This is a genomic window from uncultured Photobacterium sp. (assembly GCF_947039875.1).
Classification (GTDB): Bacteria; Pseudomonadota; Gammaproteobacteria; order Enterobacterales; family Vibrionaceae; genus Photobacterium.
In genome coordinates this window covers 36,404-57,750 of sequence record NZ_CAMRAN010000022.1, presented here as the reverse complement: position 1 = coordinate 57,750, position 21,347 = coordinate 36,404, and the positions used below count along the sequence as shown (strand labels likewise).

Annotated in this window: 16 protein-coding genes; 11 read left to right on the top strand and 5 right to left on the bottom strand. The window is 41.6% G+C overall.

All coding sequences use genetic code 11. The annotated features are described in order from the left end of the window. The first annotated feature begins 75 nt into the window (after nt 1-75). Nucleotides 76-2,247: a DNA helicase II gene (gene uvrD / locus Q0V26_RS09735; protein ID WP_297481275.1), complete on the top strand. Its 2,172-nt coding sequence runs from the start codon at nt 76-78 to the stop codon at nt 2,245-2,247. Between the two features lie 79 nt (nt 2,248-2,326). Here the strand turns inward: uvrD and ggt are convergent, their stop codons facing one another. Next, on the bottom strand, nt 2,327-4,051 hold the full coding sequence (gene ggt, locus Q0V26_RS09730) for a gamma-glutamyltransferase (protein ID WP_297481295.1): 1,725 nt from the start codon (nt 4,049-4,051) through the stop codon (nt 2,327-2,329). Between the two features lie 616 nt (nt 4,052-4,667). Between ggt and recQ the strand changes: the two genes are divergently transcribed. The 4 genes from recQ to Q0V26_RS09710 all read left to right on the top strand — a co-directional run bounded on the left by recQ (nt 4,668) and on the right by Q0V26_RS09710 (nt 8,181). Beyond that, nucleotides 4,668-6,512 (top strand): ATP-dependent DNA helicase RecQ, encoded by a 1,845-nt coding sequence (gene recQ, locus Q0V26_RS09725; protein ID WP_080158845.1) that lies wholly within the window; start codon nt 4,668-4,670, stop codon nt 6,510-6,512. Nucleotides 6,513-6,524: 12 nt separating this feature from the next. Further along, nucleotides 6,525-6,824: a DUF3630 family protein gene (locus Q0V26_RS09720; RefSeq protein WP_080158846.1), complete on the top strand. Its 300-nt coding sequence runs from the start codon at nt 6,525-6,527 to the stop codon at nt 6,822-6,824. A 106-nt stretch (nt 6,825-6,930) separates the two neighbouring features. Further along, nucleotides 6,931-7,653 (top strand): 7-cyano-7-deazaguanine/7-aminomethyl-7-deazaguanine transporter, encoded by a 723-nt coding sequence (locus tag Q0V26_RS09715; RefSeq protein ID WP_297481271.1) that lies wholly within the window; start codon nt 6,931-6,933, stop codon nt 7,651-7,653. An 84-nt stretch (nt 7,654-7,737) separates the two neighbouring features. Continuing rightward, a complete protein-coding gene (locus Q0V26_RS09710; RefSeq protein ID WP_297481268.1) occupies nt 7,738-8,181 on the top strand; it encodes a GNAT family N-acetyltransferase in 444 nt (147 codons plus the stop codon). A gap of 263 nt (nt 8,182-8,444) precedes the next feature. Here Q0V26_RS09710 and elbB read toward each other — a convergent pair whose 3' ends face one another. Then, entirely contained in the window at nt 8,445-9,095 is a 651-nt protein-coding gene (gene elbB, locus Q0V26_RS09705) for an isoprenoid biosynthesis glyoxalase ElbB (protein WP_080158849.1), read from the bottom strand. A gap of 376 nt (nt 9,096-9,471) precedes the next feature. Here elbB and polA point away from each other — a divergent pair, with 376 nt between their 5' ends. Then, nucleotides 9,472-12,243: a DNA polymerase I gene (gene polA, locus Q0V26_RS09700; RefSeq protein ID WP_080158850.1), complete on the top strand. Its 2,772-nt coding sequence runs from the start codon at nt 9,472-9,474 to the stop codon at nt 12,241-12,243. A 901-nt stretch (nt 12,244-13,144) separates the two neighbouring features. Here polA and yihA read toward each other — a convergent pair. Next, complete coding sequence (yihA, locus tag Q0V26_RS09695) at nt 13,145-13,813, bottom strand: ribosome biogenesis GTP-binding protein YihA/YsxC (protein ID WP_080158851.1); 669 nt, start codon at nt 13,811-13,813, stop codon at nt 13,145-13,147. A gap of 156 nt (nt 13,814-13,969) precedes the next feature. Here yihA and Q0V26_RS09690 point away from each other — a divergent pair, with 156 nt between their 5' ends. From Q0V26_RS09690 to hemN, 5 genes are all read left to right on the top strand, one after another. Next, nucleotides 13,970-14,587 carry a c-type cytochrome gene (locus Q0V26_RS09690; RefSeq protein ID WP_297481263.1) on the top strand — a complete coding sequence of 206 codons (618 nt, stop codon included), beginning with the start codon at nt 13,970-13,972 and terminating at the stop codon, nt 14,585-14,587. Between the two features lie 902 nt (nt 14,588-15,489). Next, nucleotides 15,490-16,131 (top strand): class I SAM-dependent methyltransferase, encoded by a 642-nt coding sequence (locus Q0V26_RS09685; RefSeq protein ID WP_297481260.1) that lies wholly within the window; start codon nt 15,490-15,492, stop codon nt 16,129-16,131. Further along, nucleotides 16,131-16,682: a Der GTPase-activating protein YihI gene (gene yihI, locus Q0V26_RS09680; RefSeq protein ID WP_080158854.1), complete on the top strand. Its 552-nt coding sequence runs from the start codon at nt 16,131-16,133 to the stop codon at nt 16,680-16,682. Before Q0V26_RS09685 ends, yihI begins: the two co-directional genes overlap by 1 nt. A gap of 3 nt (nt 16,683-16,685) precedes the next feature. Beyond that, nucleotides 16,686-17,165, top strand: coding sequence for a DUF2489 domain-containing protein (locus tag Q0V26_RS09675; RefSeq protein WP_297481258.1), 480 nt, complete (start codon nt 16,686-16,688; stop codon nt 17,163-17,165). 151 nt (nt 17,166-17,316) lie between these two features. Further along, nucleotides 17,317-18,690: an oxygen-independent coproporphyrinogen III oxidase gene (gene hemN, locus Q0V26_RS09670; protein WP_297481255.1), complete on the top strand. Its 1,374-nt coding sequence runs from the start codon at nt 17,317-17,319 to the stop codon at nt 18,688-18,690. Nucleotides 18,691-18,791: 101 nt separating this feature from the next. Here hemN and add read toward each other — a convergent pair whose 3' ends face one another. Both add and glnG read right to left on the bottom strand, forming a co-directional pair. Then, complete coding sequence (gene add / locus Q0V26_RS09665) at nt 18,792-19,796, bottom strand: adenosine deaminase (protein ID WP_297481254.1); 1,005 nt, start codon at nt 19,794-19,796, stop codon at nt 18,792-18,794. A gap of 132 nt (nt 19,797-19,928) precedes the next feature. Continuing rightward, nucleotides 19,929-21,341 carry a nitrogen regulation protein NR(I) gene (gene glnG, locus Q0V26_RS09660; RefSeq protein WP_297481251.1) on the bottom strand — a complete coding sequence of 471 codons (1,413 nt, stop codon included), beginning with the start codon at nt 21,339-21,341 and terminating at the stop codon, nt 19,929-19,931. Nucleotides 21,342-21,347 lie beyond the last annotated feature (6 nt).

The following is a 21,347-nucleotide window of genomic DNA, read 5'->3' as shown; positions in this document are numbered from 1 at the left end:
ATACAAAGATATCGAAGCAATCTTTATCGGGGCTGGTATAATCGTCACCATTGTATAAATAACCAGTAGATAGCGATGGACGTTTCACTTCTATTAGATGGCCTCAATGACAAACAACGCGAGGCGGTGGCTGCGCCGTTGGGTAATCACCTAGTATTGGCGGGAGCAGGTAGCGGTAAAACCCGTGTGCTAGTGCATCGCATTGCTTGGTTGTTGGCGGTTGAACAAGCATCACCGTACTCGATTATGTCGGTTACGTTTACCAATAAAGCGGCCGCAGAAATGCGGGGTCGAATTAATGAATTAATGCACGGCTCAAGTGCAGGTATGTGGAATGGCACCTTCCATGGTTTATGTCATCGCATGTTACGCGCCCACTATTTGGATGCGCGCCTACCTGAAGATTTTAATATTCTTGATTCTGATGATCAGATGCGGTTATTACGCCGCTTGATTAAAGCGCAGAATTTAGATGAAAAGCATTGGCCTGCCCGTCAAGGTGCGTGGTATATCAACAGCAAGAAAGATGAAGGCTTACGCCCGCAGCACGTTGAAACCTATAATGATCCGGTTGAGCAAACGTGGTTACGTATCTATACCGCTTACCAAGAAGCCTGTGATCGTGCGGGGATGGTTGATTTTGCCGAGTTATTACTGCGCTCGTTTGAGTTATTACGCGATAACAAACATATTCGAGAGCATTACCAAGCACGCTTTAAACATATTTTGGTGGATGAGTTTCAAGACACCAACAATATTCAATTTGCATGGCTACGGTTAATGGCGGGTCCTGATTGTCATGTGATGATCGTCGGTGATGATGACCAATCTATTTATGGGTGGCGTGGCGCACAAGTTGAAAATATTCAGCGTTTTTTAAATGATTTTAATAACGCATCCTCGATATTTTTAGAACAGAACTACCGCTCGACTGCCAATATTCTTAATGCTGCCAATGAATTAATTGCCAATAATACTGCTCGTATGGGTAAGAATTTATGGACTGAAGATGGCGATGGCGAGCCAATTTCTTTGTATTCTGCTTTTAATGAACTCGATGAAGCCCGCTTTGCTGTGGGTAAAATTAAAGAGTGGCGTGAACAAGGGGGAAGCCTCAGTGATACCGCCTTCTTATACCGCAGTAATGCGCAATCGCGAGTATTAGAAGAAGCCTTAATTCAAGCGGGCATGCCATATCGTATTTATGGCGGCATGCGTTTCTTTGAGCGCCAAGAAATTAAAGATGCACTGTCTTATTTGCGTTTGATCAGCAACCGTAACGACGATGCTTCGTTTGAGCGGGTAGTTAATACACCGACGCGTGGTTTGGGTGATCGCACTTTAGAGACGATTCGTTTAGCAGCACGTGATCGCGGTTTAACCATGTGGCAATCAAGTCTAGCGCTATTAGATGAAAAAGTGCTAGCGGGACGCGCGGCAAATGCATTACAGCGTTTTATCGAATTAATTAATGCCTTAGAAGACGATACCGCTGAATTGCCAATGTACCAACAGACGGATGATGTCATTCGTCACTCTGGTTTGCGGGCAATGTATGAGCAAGAAAAAGGCGAAAAAGCGCAAGCACGAATTGAGAACTTAGAAGAATTAGTCACTGCAACCCGTCAGTTTGAAATTCCAGAAGAAGCCGCTGAAATGAGTCCATTATCTGCTTTCTTAGCCCATGCGGCTTTAGAAGCGGGTGACGGTCAAGCGGATGCCTTTGAAGATGCGGTGCAATTGATGACCATGCACAGTGCTAAAGGTCTAGAATTTCCGATTGTCTTTATGGTGGGGGTTGAAGAAGGGATGTTCCCAAGCTCACGTACCATTGAAGAAGCGGATCGGTTAGAAGAAGAACGTCGCTTGTGTTATGTCGGCATGACACGAGCAATGAAGAAACTGTATATCATTTATGCTGAAATGCGCCGCTTATATGGTAAAGATAATTTCCATAAACCGTCGCGTTTTATTCGTGAAATTCCTGAGCAATATGTTGAGGAAGTACGAATGAAGGCGCAGGTATCACGTCCGGTGAGCAGTGGCCGTTTTAGCCAAACTCAAGTGAATAATAATTTCAATGAGACCGGTTTTAGTTTAGGGCAGCGGGTGCAGCATGCTAAATTTGGTGAAGGCACAATCATTAACTTTGAAGGTAGTGGCGCCCAAAGTCGAGTGCAAGTCGCCTTTAATGGTGAAGGGATTAAGTGGCTAGTGACCCAATACGCGAAGTTAACCGCCCTATAATATCTTTAGAATAAATAAGCCCGCCAGTGATGACCTATATGGTTAATCATTGGTGGGCTTTTTTTATGTGTTGAGGTTGCTATTGAGCGATAACCTTACCTTCGCGACGCGGATCAGCGGCACCAATTAACTGTTTTGGCGCAATACTGATCGCTTGAATACCCGAGTTAAGATCTTTGACTGCGGTTTTATAACCTAATTGTTCAAACTTAGGCGCCCATGCTGCGGCTGAGGTATTTTGCTCAAGCTCAAAGGGACCAAAGCGATTATTGATATTTGGTAAGTTAATCGCTTGCTGTAAATCCATTCCCCAATCAATGTAAGCTACCAAGGTTTTAGCAATATAACCAATAATTTGACTGCCGCCAGGTGAGCCAATGGCTAACACCGGTTGATTATTATGCATCACAATTGTCGGTGCCATTGACGAGCGTGGTCTTTTGCCCGGTTCAATTCGATTTGCTATCGGTTGGCCATCAATGTGGCTGCGAAATGAAAAGTCGGTTAATTCATTATTGAGTAAGAAGCCACCGACCATTAACCGTGAACCAAAACTGTTTTCAATGGTTGAGGTCATAGAGACCACATTTCCTTGGCGATCTACAATCGCAAAATGGGTGGTTGACGGTAATTCAATGGCTTCATCGGTCGTTTGAAGGTTGGCATGATCCCATGGTGGTGATCCTGCATCGACGGTGGTTAATTTTTTATTAGTGGCTAACAATTGTGCCCGCTGATGAATGTAAGCCGCATCAAGTAAGCCTTTGGTTGGCATCGGTACATAATCACTGTCGGCCATATAACGGCCGCGATCAGCAAACGCTAATCGAGATGCATCACCAATTAAGCGCCAACTATTAATATCCTTAGCGCCCATTTTAGCTAATGGGTAATGATTGAGCATCGCCATTATTTGGCCAAGCGTTAATGCGCCAGAACTGGGTGGTCCCATACCACAAATTTGATATTGGTGATAAGGCGCGCAGATTGGTGCCCGTTGTTTAACCTTATAACTGGCTAAATCAATGCTACTGAGGACACCGGGATTACCAACGGAATTTTGGACGGTATTAACAATTTCGCGTGCAATGTCGCCTTGATAAAATGCTTTTGGGCCATAATCAGCAATTTTACGCAGGGTATCGGCATAAGGTTGATTAATTAATTTTTGGCCCGCTTGAATCGGTTGACCTTGGGGATCAAAAAAATAATTTTTAGTGACAGGCCAGCGTTGCAAGTGTGTGGCATCTTTCGCGACTAATGCAGCTAAACGAGGGCTAACAATAAAGCCATTTTTAGCCAGTTTGATGGCCGGTTGAAACAGTTGTTTCCACTTTAATTTTCCGTATTGGTGATGACTATTCCACAATAATTTTATCGTACCAGGTGTACCGACAGATCGGCCCCCGACAACCGCGTCATAAAATGCTAAGGGCTGCCCATTTTTGTCCTGAAATAAGCGTGGCGTGACCGCAAACGGTGCGGTTTCACGACCATCAAAGGTCGTCATTTGGTGGTTGTCGTTATCCCAATACACTAAAAAACCACCGCCACCAATACCGGATGATTGTGGTTCAACCAAGCCTAAAACTAATTGGGTGGCAACCATCGCATCAATGGCATTCCCTCCTCGACGCAACATTGCCGCTCCAGCTTCACTGGCATAGTGATTCGCACTAGCAATCATCCATTGTTTACCTTGGACTAATTGTGATGGCTGTTGAGCGACGCTGGTTTCAGGAATGATGTTATCACTCAGCTGTTGCGCAGAAACGGTAAAGATCGGAACTGCGCAACTGCACATGGTGGCAAAACGTAATAGTGTTGACGTGATTTTGAGCATAACAGATCCTTGTAATCAGCAACGCAAAAGAGGGGGGACGCTATGTAGTCTTTTAATGTGATTAATGATGGCAGAAAAACCCCCGTATATCTCATTATTTTTAAAAATTATTAGTGATATTTTAATTAAAGATGTCGGTTTTAATGAATTACAGCCGTTGTTATGACTGTAACTAAATAAATACCCAAGATAACTTAAGTAATAAACCGTTAAATGTTGAGGTTAATGTAACCGTTGTTGAATAACTGACCGATGACAAATAAGTAAATGAGTAAATAGTGATGGTTTTATTTTCTTATTAATTATCTAGTTAATTAATATATTGATAGCGGTAGTCGAAAAAGTAGAACAAGAGAATACGCTAAAATGGATAAAATTAGCAGCAACTAAGGATTGAGGCCGAAAAGGGTATTGATAACGGTTAGTGTGCTGCTGTTTTCGGTGTGGTTATATAGTTGGGCTCTCGCTGAATATGTGTTTTTAGTATGAGAGTGTGATCAGCAAAGCGAGGGGCTAACTCGCATCTACTACTCATTTAGGTATAGAATGGCAGCCCTGTTTAGCGAAGAGTCTTACTATGTCTGTTGTTGTTCCTTTGCCCGTGACGCCATCATTATTATCTAGCCAAGAAATTTTGCAGGATGTGTTTGGCTATCAAGAATTTAGGCAAGGCCAACAAGCAGTGATTGAAGCGATCACTGCGGGTAATGACTGTTTGGTGATTATGCCCACTGGTGGCGGTAAATCTCTGTGCTATCAAATTCCGGCGTTAATGCTGTCGGGATTAACCTTGGTGATCTCACCGCTAATTTCGTTAATGAAAGATCAAGTCGACCAATTGAATGCCAATGGTGTCAGTGCTGGCTGTATTCACTCAGCAATGTCGCGTGAAGAGATTCAAGCGACGTTTGATGCGATGCAAAATGGCGAGTTGCAATTAGTTTATGCTTCACCTGAACGGGTGTTAATGCGGGATTTTATTGAACGGTTGCAGCAACTGGATTTAACGATGGTGGCAGTGGATGAGGCCCACTGTGTTTCTCAATGGGGACATGATTTTCGACCAGAATATGCAGCATTAGGGCTATTAAAACAGCAATTTTCACCGTTGCCCGTGATGGCGTTAACGGCGACGGCTGATGACGCAACACGACAAGACATTATTAGTCGCTTGGGGTTAACCGATCCTCATTGTTATTTAGGCAGTTTTGATCGACCTAATATTCGCTATACCCTCTGGGAAAAACATAAACCGTTAACGCAATTAAGCCGCTATTTGGCGACGGTGCGCGGTCAGTGCGGGATTATTTATTGTAATAGCCGCAAGAAAGTGGAACAGATTAGCGAAAAATTGTGTGAAAGTGGCATTCGTGCCGCGGCGTATCATGCTGGCATGGAGTATCAACAACGCAGCGCTGTTCAAGAGGCTTTTCAGCGAGATGATATTCACGTGGTTGTGGCGACGGTCGCATTTGGGATGGGAATTAATAAACCCAATGTGCGGTTTGTGGTCCATTTTGATATTCCGCGCAACATTGAATCGTATTATCAAGAAACAGGACGAGCAGGGCGCGATGGTTTACCTGCTGAAGCGCTGCTGCTTTATGATCCAGCCGATTTAGCGTGGTTACGCCGTTGTGTTGATGAAAAACCTCATGATGCACAGCGTGAGGTGGAATTACATAAATTACATGCGATGGGAGCTTTTGCTCAAGCGCAAAGTTGTCGTCGCCAAGTGTTATTACATTATTTTGGTGAAGATCAACGTCAGCCTTGTGGGAACTGCGATGTGTGCCTTGATCCCCCGCAACAATTTGATGCCGTTGAAGCCGCTCAAAAAGCCTTATCCTGTGTATACCGTGTGAATCAGAATTTTGGTATTACCTATGTTATTGATGTTTTACGAGGTATGCAAAATCAACGTATTCGTGAATATGGCCATGATAAATTAACCACTTATGGTATTGGACGTGACTATAGCCATGAATATTGGGTGAGTATTTTACGCCAATTAATTCATCGCGGGTTTTTAACTCAAAATATTAGCCGCAATTCGGTGTTACAACTCACCGAGCAAGCGCGACCATTATTACGTGCTGAAATGGCGTTATCATTGGCGGTGCCACGGCTTGATACTGCGGTTCGTAGCAGTAAAGTAGATCGAATGGCCAATCGTCAGTATGACAAAAAATTATTTGCCAAGTTACGTAAGTTACGCAAAGCCATTGCTGATGAGGAAGATATTCCACCTTATGTGGTCTTTAATGATGCCAGTTTAATGGAAATGGCAGAACGATTACCCAGTTCAAAAGGTGAATTTTTAGCTATTAATGGGGTTGGCCAGCGTAAGTTAGAAAAATTTGGCATCGTATTTTTACAATTGATTGGTGATCATTTAATGGCGGTCGATGAACATAACTAATGGAAGCTAATAATGGATTATGATTTTAGTCAAACGGAAATAAATATTGAGCAAGGCACGTTAGCGATAACGCTTCCTTTGTTTGAGTTTGATAATTTTCCAGCGGTCGCTAAGGTATTGTTGCAGCGCCTAGATGCAATATTAATAGAGCAAGAGCCAAGTGCCGACCTTCAACAATGGCTAATTGATGTTGAAGGCTGCCAGTTATTACTTAAAGCTGAATATTACAGTGCATCGATGTGGTTGGAGTTACTGACCTTAAATGACATTGAGCATTTAATTTTTATTCAACAGTTATTGTCTCACTACTAGGCAAATAAATGCTGTGCTGTATAATCGCCGCCCTGGTGTTGCTAGTGGTTACCACTGGCAATGAAAATGTTTGGGTTCCCTCCCCCCAATGACAAAAAGGTCTTCCATGACTGCTTTATCCAAATCCAACGCAATAACATCTAATGTAACAACAACTGTTTTTTCTGCAGCTCAACAGCACAAGGCATTATCATATTTGGTTGCGTTTCATTTGTTAGTGATCGCCTCCAGTAATTATTTAGTCCAATTACCGTTTACTATTTTTGGTTATCACACCACTTGGGGTGCGTTTACCTTTCCGTTTATTTTTCTCGCGACTGACCTGACGGTACGCATTTTTGGTGCTGGTATGGCACGAAAAATTATTTGGCGGGTAATGGCGCCAGCACTAATTGTGTCGTATGTGTTATCTGTGCTTTTTTTTCAAGGCCAATATCAAGGCTTTGCTCATTTGGCCGAATTCAATCTTTTTGTTGCCCGTATTGCGATCGCGAGTTTTATGGCGTACCTATTAGGGCAAATATTGGATGTGTCGGTGTTTAATCGCCTGCGCCAAATGAAACAATGGTGGATCGCACCGACAGCGTCGACCATTATAGGTAATGCGCTTGATACACTCGCTTTTTTCAGTATTGCGTTTTATCACAGCCCAGATGCATTTATGGCTCAAAATTGGACTGAAATTGCGCTGGTGGATTACAGCTTTAAATTAATTATTAGTTTGGGGTTATTTGTACCTTTATATGGGGTACTGCTTAATTATTTAATTAATAAGCTAACCACATTAAAACAATCATCACTGCCGAATACGGCAAGCGTGATTAAATAGCGATGATTGATTTGTAGAATAAAGAATAAATCGGCTGCGGCCGATTTTTTTTACGTTTTTTAAGTCAATAAAGGGATGCTAATAATGACTGAAATAGTGGTGCGGATTGGAACGGTAGATGAAGCGGTTACCGTATTGGCAGGGATTAATGAATTAAGCTCTGGTGTTGATGCTACGACGATACGGCAACGATTTTCTCATCAGCCAGCGTTGATTTTGGTGGCTGAATATCAACAACAATTAGTTGGTGTGAAAATTGGTTATGCTTTATCTGATCACGTTTTTTATAGCTGGCTTGGGGGTGTATTAGCCTGTGGACGTGGACTGGGTATTGCTCAAAAATTATTAGAAGCCCAAGAAGCATGGGTAGTGGCACAATCACAATATACGGTGATTAACGTTAAATCACGTAACTGTTTTCCAGCGATGTTACGGCTATTGTTTAGAAATGGCTATGCTATTGAAAATATGGAAAAGAAAGGGCAATTATGTGATTATCGATTATGTTTTACCAAGAAGGTTAACTAACAGTTTTTATTCCAAATGAAAACTATTCTCAATTAAGTATTGCAACTTAGTTGAGAATGGTTATTATTAACGGGCTTTCAAACAACAGAGAAACCCCTTTTTCTGTTGCTTGGGCACGACATTGCTCACATTGCTTTCAGTGTACTTCAGCTTGGTAATGGTGCTTAGTGTAGGGCTAAAAACCGATTACTACTTCTGCTGAGCGACGCATCACACAGTGCGTCGCTTTTTCTTTTTTAAGTGGTTAGTTTTTATTATGTCGCTTAGGCTAATTTTATTAACTCTCGTACCAGTTTATTAATCCCTGTTGCCGCTTCACTGATATTGGTTGCCAACATATAAGCCGGCGTAGTTAATAGACGTCGTTTCTGATCCAATACAAAATCATCAACAGGGCACTGAATATGCTCACCCCCCATGGCGTTAAATGCGGCTGCGGTGTCAGGATCATCACCGATCGTAGCCTTTGCGCCTGGGCCATAGATCTGTGGGATCAATGTTGGTGCAATACATAAATAGCCTGCAGGCTTATTGGCTTGAGCAAAAGCTTGGCAGGCCAGTTTAACGTCTTCATTGATCTGACATGCACTGCCATGAAGGGCAAAATCAGATAAATTGTTAGCAACACCAAATCCGCCAGGAACCAGTAGTGCATCGTAGTCATTAATGTTTAATTGAGTGACATTTGAAATATTGCCACGTGCAATTCGTGCTGATTCGATTAAAACATTACGAGTTTCATGACTCACCTGACCGTTAAGGTGATTAATGACTTGGTGTTGATCGATGTTAGGAGCAAAGCAGTGCCAGCTTGCTCCTTGTTGCTCAATCGCCAATAAAGCTAATACCGCTTCATGGATCTCGGTTCCATCAAATACACCAGAACCGCTTAAAATTACCGCAATTTTCTTCATAATGGCATCCTAACTAATCAAATAGACTTATATTATTGTTATTATTGGCTTGGTTAAGATTATCTAGCTAAGGTTGTCCACAATCAATGATCAATATGGGATCGAGGATCTAATTTAAGCTTTCTTATTAAGTATATGAAAATAAATACAATCATGAGTAATTTTTATTTTCAGATAAAAAACGATCAACTGGAGTAAATTAAATACTAACAAAGTTATCCACAGAAAATGGACGAATAACACAAAACAGCAGTTAACAGTTGCGGTTGAGCATGGCATTCTAGTAAATATTGCATTTTTTCTGTGGTGTAGGGATAAAATTGGTCGATAATAGACCTAACCTGAACTACTTTCGCTCGGATATAAGAATAACCCTATGGCTACGATTCCTGAAAATCCATTGATCCTTATTGATGGATCCTCTTACCTTTATCGCGCTTACCATGCCGCACCCAATTTCACTAATTCAGACGGTGAACCAACAGGTGCAATTTATGGTGTGGTTAATATGTTACGCAGCATGTTACGTCAGTTTTCAACTGATCGTATTGCGGTTATCTTTGATGCTAAAGGTAAGACATTCCGTGATGATATATACCCTGAATATAAAGCTAATCGCCCACCGATGCCGGATGATCTTCGCGGTCAGATTGAACCATTACATGCAGTGATCAAGGCGATGGGATTGCCGTTGATCGCGATCTCTGGCGTTGAAGCGGATGATGTGATCGGTACGTTGGCAACTCAGGCTTCTAAACAGGGAATGCCGGTATTGATCAGTACTGGTGATAAAGACATGGCGCAACTGGTTGATCAACATGTTACTTTGATCAATACCATGACGGATGTAGTGATGGATGCCGCTGGCGTTAAGGACAAATTTGGTATTGGCCCTGAGCTGATTATCGATTACTTAGCGTTAATGGGGGATAAGGTTGATAATATTCCTGGCGTTCCTGGTGTCGGTGAAAAAACGGCGACAGCATTATTGCAAGGTCTTGGTGGCTTAGATACTTTGTATGCCAATCTTGATGATATTGCGCCGCTAGGCTTTCGTGGCTCAAAAACCATGGCTAAAAAGCTGCTTGATAATAAAGAAGCGGCTTACATGTCGTATAAATTAGCGACTATTAAGCTGGATGTTGAATTAGAACTTGCCCCTGAACAATTATGCAAAGGCGTACCAGACACTGACGCACTGACTGAATTATTTGGTAAATTACAGTTCCGTCGCTGGCTAACTGAAATGTTGGATGGCAGTGATGGTCGCATTGTTGCTGATGAAAGTGCCGCAACCACCACAACTGAGCCAAAAGTTGTTGCACCAACCATTGATCGTAGTGGTTATGAAACCGTACTTGATGAAGTAAGTTTTAATAACTGGGTAGCCCAGTTAAAAAATGCCGACGTATTTGCGTTTGATACTGAAACCGATGGTCTTGATTACATGACAGCCAATTTAATTGGGGTTTCATTTGCGGTAGAAGAAGGTAAAGCGGCTTATGTCCCTGTGGCTCACGATTATTTAGATGCGCCAGCGCAACTTGATCGTGATTGGGTGTTAGCACAATTAAAACCATTATTAGAAGATAAGACTTTAGCTAAAGTCGGTCAGAATTTAAAATTTGATGCCAGCATTGTTGCGCGATATGGCATTGATATGCAGGGTATTAAATTTGATACCATGCTTGAATCTTATGTTTATAACAGCGTTGTCGGTCGCCATGATATGGACAGCCTTGCGCTGCGTTATCTTGAGCATAAAAATATCAGTTTTGAAGAGATTGCGGGTAAAGGTAAAAAGCAATTGACCTTTAACCAAATCGATCTTGAGCAGGCGGGTCCTTATGCTGCTGAAGATGCTGATATTACGTTACGCCTTCACCATGCGTTATATCCAAAAGTTGCCGCTGATGAAAAGCTGAATAAAGTGTTTGAAACGATTGAAATGCCGTTAGTCCCTGTTTTATCTCGTATGGAACGTACTGGTGTTTATATTGATAGTGCTTTGTTAGGCGCGCAATCTATCGAGTTGGCACAAAGGTTAGATGAAATTGAAAAACTGGCTTACGAATTAGCAGGTGAAGAATTTAATTTAAGTTCTCCTAAGCAATTACAAGCAATCTTGTTTGAGAAAATGGCTTTACCAGTTATTAAAAAAACTCCATCAGGCACACCATCGACCAATGAAGAAGTGCTACAAGAACTTGCTTTAGATTACCCATTACCAAAATTATTATTAGAATACCGTGGCTTAGCAAAACTAAAATCCACTTATACTGATAAATTGCCCAAAATGGTGAATGTAGCAACAGGTCGAGTTCACACGTCTTATCACCAATCTGGAACCGTAACGGGACGCTTGTCTTCAAGTGAGCCGAACCTGCAAAATATTCCGGTTCGTAATCAAGAAGGACGTCGTATTCGTCAAGCGTTTGTTGCCAAACCGGGCTATAAAATTCTTGCTGTCGACTACTCTCAAATTGAATTGCGTATTATGGCGCATCTTTCTGGTGATCCAGCGTTATTGGATGCATTCCGTCATGGTAAAGATATTCACGCAGCAACGGCGGCGGAAATTTTAGGATTAGCGATTGATGATGTGAGTACCGAACAACGTCGACGTGCAAAAGCGATCAACTTCGGACTGATTTACGGCATGAGTGCATTTGGTTTAGCCAAGCAACTTGATATGGGTCGTAATGAAGCACAAGATTATATGAATGTGTATTTTGAACGCTACCCTGGCGTTTTAGAATACATGGAAAGTACCCGTAATAGTGCGGCTGAGTTAGGTTATGTTGAAACTCTATTTGGTCGTCGTTTGTATCTTCCTGATATTAAAGCGCGTAATGGCTTACGTCGTAAAGCTGCTGAACGCGCAGCGATTAACGCCCCAATGCAAGGTACTGCGGCTGATATTATTAAATTAGCCATGATTGCGGTTGATGAATGGGTACAACAGCAACCACAAGGGCAAGTTAGTTTGTTAATGCAAGTACACGATGAATTGGTGTTTGAAGTAGAAGCCTCAGTATTAGACAGCGTTACCGCTAAAGTACGCGAGTTAATGGAGCAAGCGGCAACCTTAGCCGTACCATTAATTGCCGATGCAGGTTGTGGCGATAACTGGGATCAAGCTCACTAATTAATCAGGTTGTATCTTGATTATAAAATTATAGCTGATCGTAAGATTGGCTATTTTTTTGTTAAAATTAACAACACTTATGTAAAAATTACTTACAATATTATGAAAAAAAACTACAACAAAGACTTCCAAAAACTGAGCAATTGATATACAGTTGATGACGTAGGGTACAGAGGTAAGATGTTCTATCTTTCAGACCTTTTGTTTCACGTTATTGGATTTGGCTGATTCAGCTGCCCCAGTCTATTTATTGGACTGGGGCGTTTTTTATGGTGCCAACATCAAATTTATCTGCGTTATAACGATATTCTCGCATTAATTTCCTGTTTTATTATTTCTATCTCGATGTTTATCGCGGCTTATTTGTGTTTGTTTTTCACACTAAAGTGACAAGATTGCTGATTTTTTATGATAAGCCTCACTTATTTTTGGTTGGTTGATCTATCTTTGAGGCTGATTTGTATTTGTTAGCGCATTTTTTAGAGCAAATACTTTAAATTTAAAATGGGCAGGCTATAATAGTCACAGCTTCTTGTTCATATTTGGTTTTGTGGGTTAGTGATGATCACTAGCCGACAAACAAAGACATGGAATAGCCATTCTCGACATTGAGAATGGCTTTTTTTTTGGTTTTTTTTTAAACAACCAATGATGTAATTTTATTCCACAAAAAGATTAAATTATTAACAATTAGCAAACTTGTTTTTTGTCTAAAATAATGTGTTGTCATCAATTGGATTAGCAGAATTTAATCGGGGGAGCGTTAGGAGTACGACGATAGATGTCTTTTAAGATGATGTACTGCAAGTGGTGATCATGAGTTTTATCGAGTGAAATGTTCACCATTAACCCCACCAAAAATGATGGGGCTAGATGTTATTTATTGCATTGTGTAATGGTTTTATTCTGCAGAGGGTAGATTAAAAACATCACTATCGTCAGCGGCCAGTACACGTTGACGTTCTAGTTCTGGTGCATACCATTCATCAAGTTTACGACGAACTTGATCAACGCCAATCCCTTTCAATGAAGAGAAAGCTTCAACCTGAACGTTACCGCCAAATTCTTTCGACATTTCACGGATTTTTAATACTTGTGCTTTACGCGCACCGCTTTTTAATTTGTCAGCTTTAGTTAGCAATACTAAGACTGGCAAACTGCTTTCAATCGCCCAATTAATCATTTGCTGATCAAGATCTTTCATTGGGTGACGAATATCCATCAGAACCACTAAACCTTGTAAACATTCACGGCGTTGTAGGTATTCACCTAATGCTTTTTGCCATTTCAGTTTGAGTTCAAGTGGTACTTGAGCAAAACCGTAGCCAGGTAAGTCAATCAAGTTACAGCCGCCAATGACTTCAAACATGTTGATTAATTGAGTACGGCCAGGGGTTTTGGAAGTACGAGCCAAACCTTTTTGATCGGTTAGGCGATTTAGTGCACTTGATTTACCCGCATTGGAGCGACCAGCAAATGCGATCTCAACGCCGGCATCTTGTGGCAAGTGACGAATATCCGGTGCACTTGTGATAAAACTGGTATTTCTATAGTTGAGAGGTTGATTCACTGTTAACTCCGTCAAGCGCTTATGTTGTAAAAAAAGCGCTTTTTTGTGAAATTGTCTAAGATATATTAAACCGTGTTTGGTTTATGGTCGTATTGTATACCATGTCACTGAGCATTACTTGTGGTACGGAAGCTCTATAATTATAAATGGAATGTCATGAAAAAATTAGTTTTAATATTTACCCTTGTGGCAAGTTATTCTGCTTGGGCACAAGGTGATGTCGATGCGGGTAAATTAAAAGCTACCACCTGTGTTGCATGCCATGGTAGTGACGGTAATGCAACAATAGGTCAATACCCTAAGTTAGCAGGTCAACATGCTGATTATTTAGCGAAGCAACTTGCTGATTATAAATTAGCAGTGACCAGCAGTGGCGCTCAAGGTCGTAGTAATGCGGTTATGGCGGGTATGGCTGCTGCACTCTCCGCTACCGATATGGCTGATCTTAGTGCTTATTTTTCCTCTCTGCCTCTTTCTGGCAATACCACCCCTAAAAATGTCATTGCGATAGCTGAGCCTTTATACCGTTTTGGTGATCCTGAGCGGGGTATTGCCGCGTGCATCAGTTGTCATGGCCCACGCGGTAATGGTACCCGTTTATCTGGTTTCCCTAAAATATCTGGTCAAAATGCACAATATACTCAATTACAGTTACAAGCATTTCGCTCCAGTGCACGTAATAATGACCTCAATGCCATGATGCGCTCGGTGGCTGCTAAACTCAGTGATGATGAAATTTCAGCACTCTCCGCTTACGTTGGTGGCTTGCATTAGAAGTAAAATGATCCTTATGATGACAAACGTTGCTGAGTGTTACTGTTTGTTAATATTTTAGCAACGGTGGTTTTGCCAGTGATGTTGTAAGAGATCGACCATTGATGAGGGAAGTTATAATGATTTGATTTGTAGCCGATTATTTTTTTGTTTTATAGAACATGGACTTGTTTGTTGGCGATAATTGCAAATTAAAAAGTGTGATCTTGATACATTGTTTTAATGATGGCTTCAGGTAAATTACTCCCTGTGACAAGGAGTGCGGCACAGGAAGGAAGCGCTAGGATAGCTTAAGCAGTGACGCTTAAAGGAATCACAGGATGTCTGGTCAAGAGACTAGGGTAGGCGGCGCGGGATGCGTAGGATTGTCAGGGTAGACACTCAAGGAAAGAGAGTAGCTATAGTAATATAGCTCAGATACATCAGGATGATGTATCGCATAAGGATGGTGGCATAGTTATCGGAGCGTAACATTGCGATAGGGATTGCCAGCTTAGGATGAGCTGTGAAGCCATGGATGGGTAAAATGGACATGAAAAATCACTAGGATAGTGACGAACGATATTGGCATGGATAGCAATTATAATAAATGGATATTTGTTAAACCGGGACGTTGCTTGCTGGTTATGGAAAGACTAGACAGAATTATAAGCTCATAGCTTACCCCATAGAGCGATAGGTGTAGACCTATCGCTTTTTTTTTCGTCTAAATTTCGTGGTAAGTGATGGTTATTATTATGATTTAGATGTGATATTTTACTTTTAGGTTCGATAAAATAGCTGAATAAATTGAACAATTTGTCAGCAGAACTACATCTTAACCGCAATTGGGTATAGAATAGCCCGCTCGATTTTGCACCGCTGCTGCTGTTCGTCAACATTCAGTCGTTGTGGAGAAGACAATGGATAGATGTCCACTTTGTAAGAGTAAAGATAATCACTGGTTGGTGGCTGACACTAAACGTGATTATTTTCGTTGTTTACACTGTGCATTAATTTATGCCGATCCGACAACTCATTTAAGATCTTTCCAAGAAAAATCTGTTTATGATCAACATCGAAATAACCCTGATGATGCGAATTATCGACAATTTTTAGGGCGATTAGCAACGCCACTTGTGACTCGATTACCATCACCACCGTTATTGGGGTTGGATTTTGGTAGCGGTCCAGGGCCGACCTTGTCAGTGATGTTGGCTGAAATGGGGTATACTATGACAATCTACGATCCCTATTTTGCGGCACAACCAGCGGCATTAGAGGGTCAGTATGATTTTGTTACTTGCACAGAAGCAATCGAGCATTTTTATCAGCCTGCGAAGGAATGGGGGCTGTTGCTACGTTTAGTCAAACCCGGCGGTTGGCTTGGGATCATGACCAAACTAGTAACCGACACTGATGCCTTTGGGCATTGGTACTATAAGAACGACCCAACCCATGTTAGCTTTTTTAGTCATGATACGTTTTGCTTTTTAGCGCAACGAGATGGTCTTGAAGTTGAGTTTGTTGGAAATGATGTGATTTTGCTGAGGAAACCCCAGTAATGACCCGTAAGAAAAGAGCGCGCACCGTAGGTTCAGAAGGCCCTGCTGTATACCGTGAGAAATCAAATAGTAAAGTTGATGTTGAGACACGTGAACGCCAAAAAGCGAAAAAACGTAAAGGCTTAAAATCAGGAAGTCGTCATTCTGCTGTTGAAGATAATAAACAGCGTAATGGTGGTCAGAAAAAAGATCCACGTTTAGGTAGTAAAAAATTAGTTCCGCTAATTGTTGAGCCTAAAAAGCCCCAAACAAAACAGCAACGTCGTTTATCTGCTGAGCAAGAACTTGCAATGCTAGAAAATGATGCACAATTGATGGTATTACTCGATCGAATTGATGCTGGTGAAAAATTAGGTTCTGGCCTACAAAAACAAGTTGATCTTAAGTTAGACCGTATTGAACGTCTAATGAAGCAACTTGGTTTATTAGATGATGTTGAAGAAGAAGCATCAGCGCCTGTTGCAAAAAGTGCTAAATCTAAACCTCGTTCAGATGATGATTTATTAGCACAATTTGAAAATATGGATTTTGATAATTTCGATAAGGAGTAACCGTTGCAGGGAATCACACTTCTATTTGTTATTGGTGGCGTCATTGTTGCTGGATTAGCACTTTACGCTGGATTGTTATTAGCTAAGCTTTATAAACAGCAACAACGGCATAAATTATTTTTGGCACGTGCTGCTGAGCAACAAGCTGAAGCAATCAAAGCTAGAAACGACAATATATTAGAAAGCGTCTTTATTATCGCAATGGCATGTAAACAAGAACAATGTGATATGTCTGAAGCCGCGATTCGGTTATATAAATTAATGGAAGTGTTGCAAGCAGATAAACAAGTTGATTTTGCCGCAACGTATCCGGCCTTAACCGACTTGTACCAAGTGGTTAAAGATATGCCGCGAGGCGATGCGCGTCAGCTACTAGAAAAACAAAGCCGAATGCGACTCGATCTTGAACGCATGAAAGCGGAGTCCCGTCTACAAGCTGAGATTAAACTTGAATTGGATGCCATCCTGTCAACTAAGGTTTAACTCGTCATCGTTATTATTAACACCGCCATTTATTGGCGGTGTTTGTTTTTGTTCAGAGTGTAAATTGAGCAGCAGGGAAGGGATGGGTTTTACTTTTCACCAAATGGTGACACACTCTAGTTATTCTACATTCACACATTGGAACAATGTCATGTCAAATGAGCAGATTATTTGGGATCAGGCCCTGATTGAAAAATATAATTATTCAGGCCCGCGTTATACTTCTTACCCGACCGCACTAGAATTTAATCAAGCATTTACTTCTACTGAATTTGAGATGGCATGTCAGCAATATCCTGATCGTAAACTATCGCTTTATATCCATATTCCCTTTTGTCATAAGCTTTGTTATTACTGTGGCTGTAATAAAATTATTACTCGCCATCAGCACAAAGCCGATCAATATTTAGATGTGCTTGAGCAAGAAATTAAGCAACGTGCGACTTTGCTTGGCGATCGTCATGTTAGCCAGTTACATTTTGGTGGTGGTACGCCGACATTTTTAACAGCAACTCAAATTACTCGGTTAATGACAGCACTACGCAGTGCATTTAATTTTGATGCTGATGCTGAAATCAGTATTGAAGTTGACCCTCGTGAAATTGAATTGAGTATTCTTGATCACCTTCGCAGTGAAGGCTTCAACCGTTTAAGTATCGGGGTACAAGACTTTAATAAAGAGGTGCAGAAGTTAGTTAACCGTGAGCAAGATGAAGATTTTATTTTTGCGATGGTAGAGCGAGCACGTGAATTAGGTTATCGCTCTACTAACCTTGATTTAATTTATGGCTTACCATTACAAACTCAAGCATTATTTGCCGAGACATTGCAGCAAGTGTTAACCATGAAACCTGGGCGATTATCGGTGTTTAACTATGCTCATATGCCGACTTTGTTTGCAGCCCAACGTAAAATTCATGAAGATCAGTTACCGTCAGCGACAGAAAAATTAGCGATTTTACAAGATACGATTGCGACGTTAACGGGGGCAGGGTATCAGTTCATTGGCATGGATCACTTTGCACTACCAAATGATGAGTTAGCTGTTGCGCAGCGTGATGGTATTTTGCACCGTAACTTCCAAGGCTACACCACTCAAGGTGATTGTGATTTATTAGGTATGGGCGTTTCTGCTATTTCAATGATTGGTGATTGTTATGCGCAAAACCAAAAAGAATTGAAATTGTATTATAGCCAAATGGCAGAACAACAAACGGCATTGTGGAAAGGGGTAACCTTAGACGCGGATGACTTGTTACGTCGTGAAGTGATCAAAGCGCTAATTTGTAATTTCCAGCTAGATAAGCGTGCGATTGAAACTGAATTCAATATTGATTTTGATAGCTACTTTAGCGAAGACTTACAATTATTGCAGACATTCATTAATGATGAATTAGTGACTGTAGGTGACAATATTATTTATGTTGAGTTAAAAGGCCGTTTATTGATTCGTAATATTTGTATGTGTTTTGATAAATATTTACGTGTTCGCGCTCGTCAACAGCAATTCTCTCGTGTGATTTAAGTCTTACTCATTGTGTTATAAAAAACGCCTCGGTTTCACGTGAAACAGAGGCGTTTTGTTATGTGTATCATTAGTCGTTAGCGTACTATCACTTGTTATGATTAGCCACGTTTGCTGGCGATATCACGTAGCGCCTGCTTTTCTACCGCAGATAAGAATGCTAGCTCTAGTCCATTGATTTGCGCTTGACGAATTTGAGCGCCGCTTAAGCCAACTTTTGGCGCAGCAACTTCATATTCATATGGTAATTCAATGCCTTCAACCGCAGGATCATCGGTATTTAAGCAAGCTAAAATACCGTGCTCAAGGAAAGCTTTAATAGGGTGTTGAGTAATGTCTGCTACAGTACTGGTTTGAATATTAGAAGTAATGCAAGATTCAATACCAATGCGATGTTCAGCAAGGTAATCCATTAATTTAGGATCGTTAACCGCTTTGACACCGTGACCAATACGGACTGCGCCAAGCTCATTGATTGCTTGCCACATACTTTCAGGCCCTGCTGCTTCACCCGCATGCACCGTGATTTGTAATCCTGCATCACGTACTTGTTTAAAGTGCGAGATAAACTGAGTGCCGGGTTGGCCAAGTTCATCACCAGCAAGGTCAATCGCGACTAATTGGTCTTTGTGGCTAAGCAGTGCATCAAGTTCTTGTTGGCAAGCTTGAGTACCAAAAGTACGGCTCATGATACCAATCAAGTTAGCTTTAATACCAAAGTCACGGCAACCTGCGGCAACACCATCCGCAACAGCTGCTACAACACCAGCAATCGGCAGGTTGTGTTTCATCGCCATATAGTACGGTGAGAAACGTAATTCAGCGTAATCAATTTGAGCATTAAGTGCGTCTTCAACGTTCTCGTAAGCAACACGACGACATGCCTCTAAATCACCTAATACCGCAACACCCCAATCTAATTTACTTAAGAAGGCAACTAAACTTGGTTCCGCTTCAACAATTTGCACGTGTGGGCGCAAGGCTTCAATTTCTGTTGCTGGCAGGGTAATATTAAATTGCTGACCAAGTTCTAAGATAGTTTGGGGACGAATATTGCCATCAAGGTGGCGGTGAATATCCGTTAGTGGAAGATCTTTGTTTATCATGATTATTATACTTTCCAAAGATAATGGTGACCTAAGTATACGCAATCACTAAATGACATTCACCACTGTTGCAGATAAATGTGCATTGGTGCAAATTGATACCACCGTCAGATCGTACTGTTATCATAAATTTTAATCATGAATGTGTAATTCTTTCAGTTTGCGGGTGAGGGTATTTCGGCCCCAACCGAGTAATTTTGCCGCTTCTTGTTTATGACCATGAGTGTGCTGTAAGGCTGTTTCCAGCAGAATTTTTTCAAACTGTGGCAGTGCTTCTGCTAATAAGTCAGTTTCGCCTTGCTGCAAAGCATGTTGCGCCCATCGTTCTAAGCCTTGATGCCAGTGTTGAGGTTCTGTATTGGCACTGGTGGTAACTGTTGTCTCGGTGATTTCTAGCGGTAAATCTGATGGCAATATTTCATTACTACTGGCCATGACAGTGAGCCAACGACAGATGTTTTCTAATTGACGCACATTACCCGGCCATGGTAGTTGGGTTAGCTTTTCTGCGGTTTGTGGGTGCAGTGATTTTACTTCGACGCTGAGTTCATCAGCGGCACGTTGTAAAAAGTGGTGTGCCAGTTGAGGAATATCTTGGCGACGATCTTTGAGTGATGGCAAATGAACTCGAATCACATTTAGACGGTGAAAGAGGTCTTCACGAAAATCACCAGCGGCAACCAGTTGTTCTAGATGTTGGTGTGTGGCCGCAATAATACGTACATTGACCTTAATTGGTGCATGTCCACCAACGCGATAAAATTGCCCATCAGCTAATACACGGAGTAATCGTGTTTGAATGTCCAATGGCATATCACCAATTTCATCGAGAAACAAAGTGCCGTCATTGGCTTGTTCAAACCGACCTTGGCGAACACTATTGGCGCCGGTAAAAGCCCCTTTTTCGTGACCAAACAGTTCTGATTCGATTAAGTCTTTAGGTATCGCAGCCATATTGAGCGCAATAAATGCGTTATTACTGCGTGGGCTGTGACGATGCAATGCATGGGCAACTAATTCTTTACCTGTGCCAGATTCGCCATTAATGAGCACTGAAATGGATGAGCGAGATAAGCGTCCTATCGCACGAAACACCTCTTGCATCGCAGGTGCTTCACCAATGATTTCGGGAACCTGTTTTGGTTCTATCGTTGGCTGGTGCTGACGTTTTTGCTCTTGGCTATGGCTGAGGGCGCGCTCAACTAAGGTGACGGCTTCATCAATATCAAATGGTTTGGGCAGGTACTCAAACGCACCGCGTTGATAAGCATTAACTGCGGCATCAAGATCAGAATGTGCCGTCATAATAATCACTGGGAGAGTGACGTAATCTTGCTGGAGTTGTTTGAGTAATGTAAATCCATCAGTGCCAGGCATTTTAATATCAGACACTAATACGTCGGGTACACTGCGCTCTAATGCGGCCAATACGCTATCAGCATCAGCAAACGTTTCGCATTTCATACCGGCATTGATGAGGGTGCGTTCTAATACCCAACGAATGGAGCTGTCATCATCAACAACCCAGATTAATCCTTTGCTCATAATAAA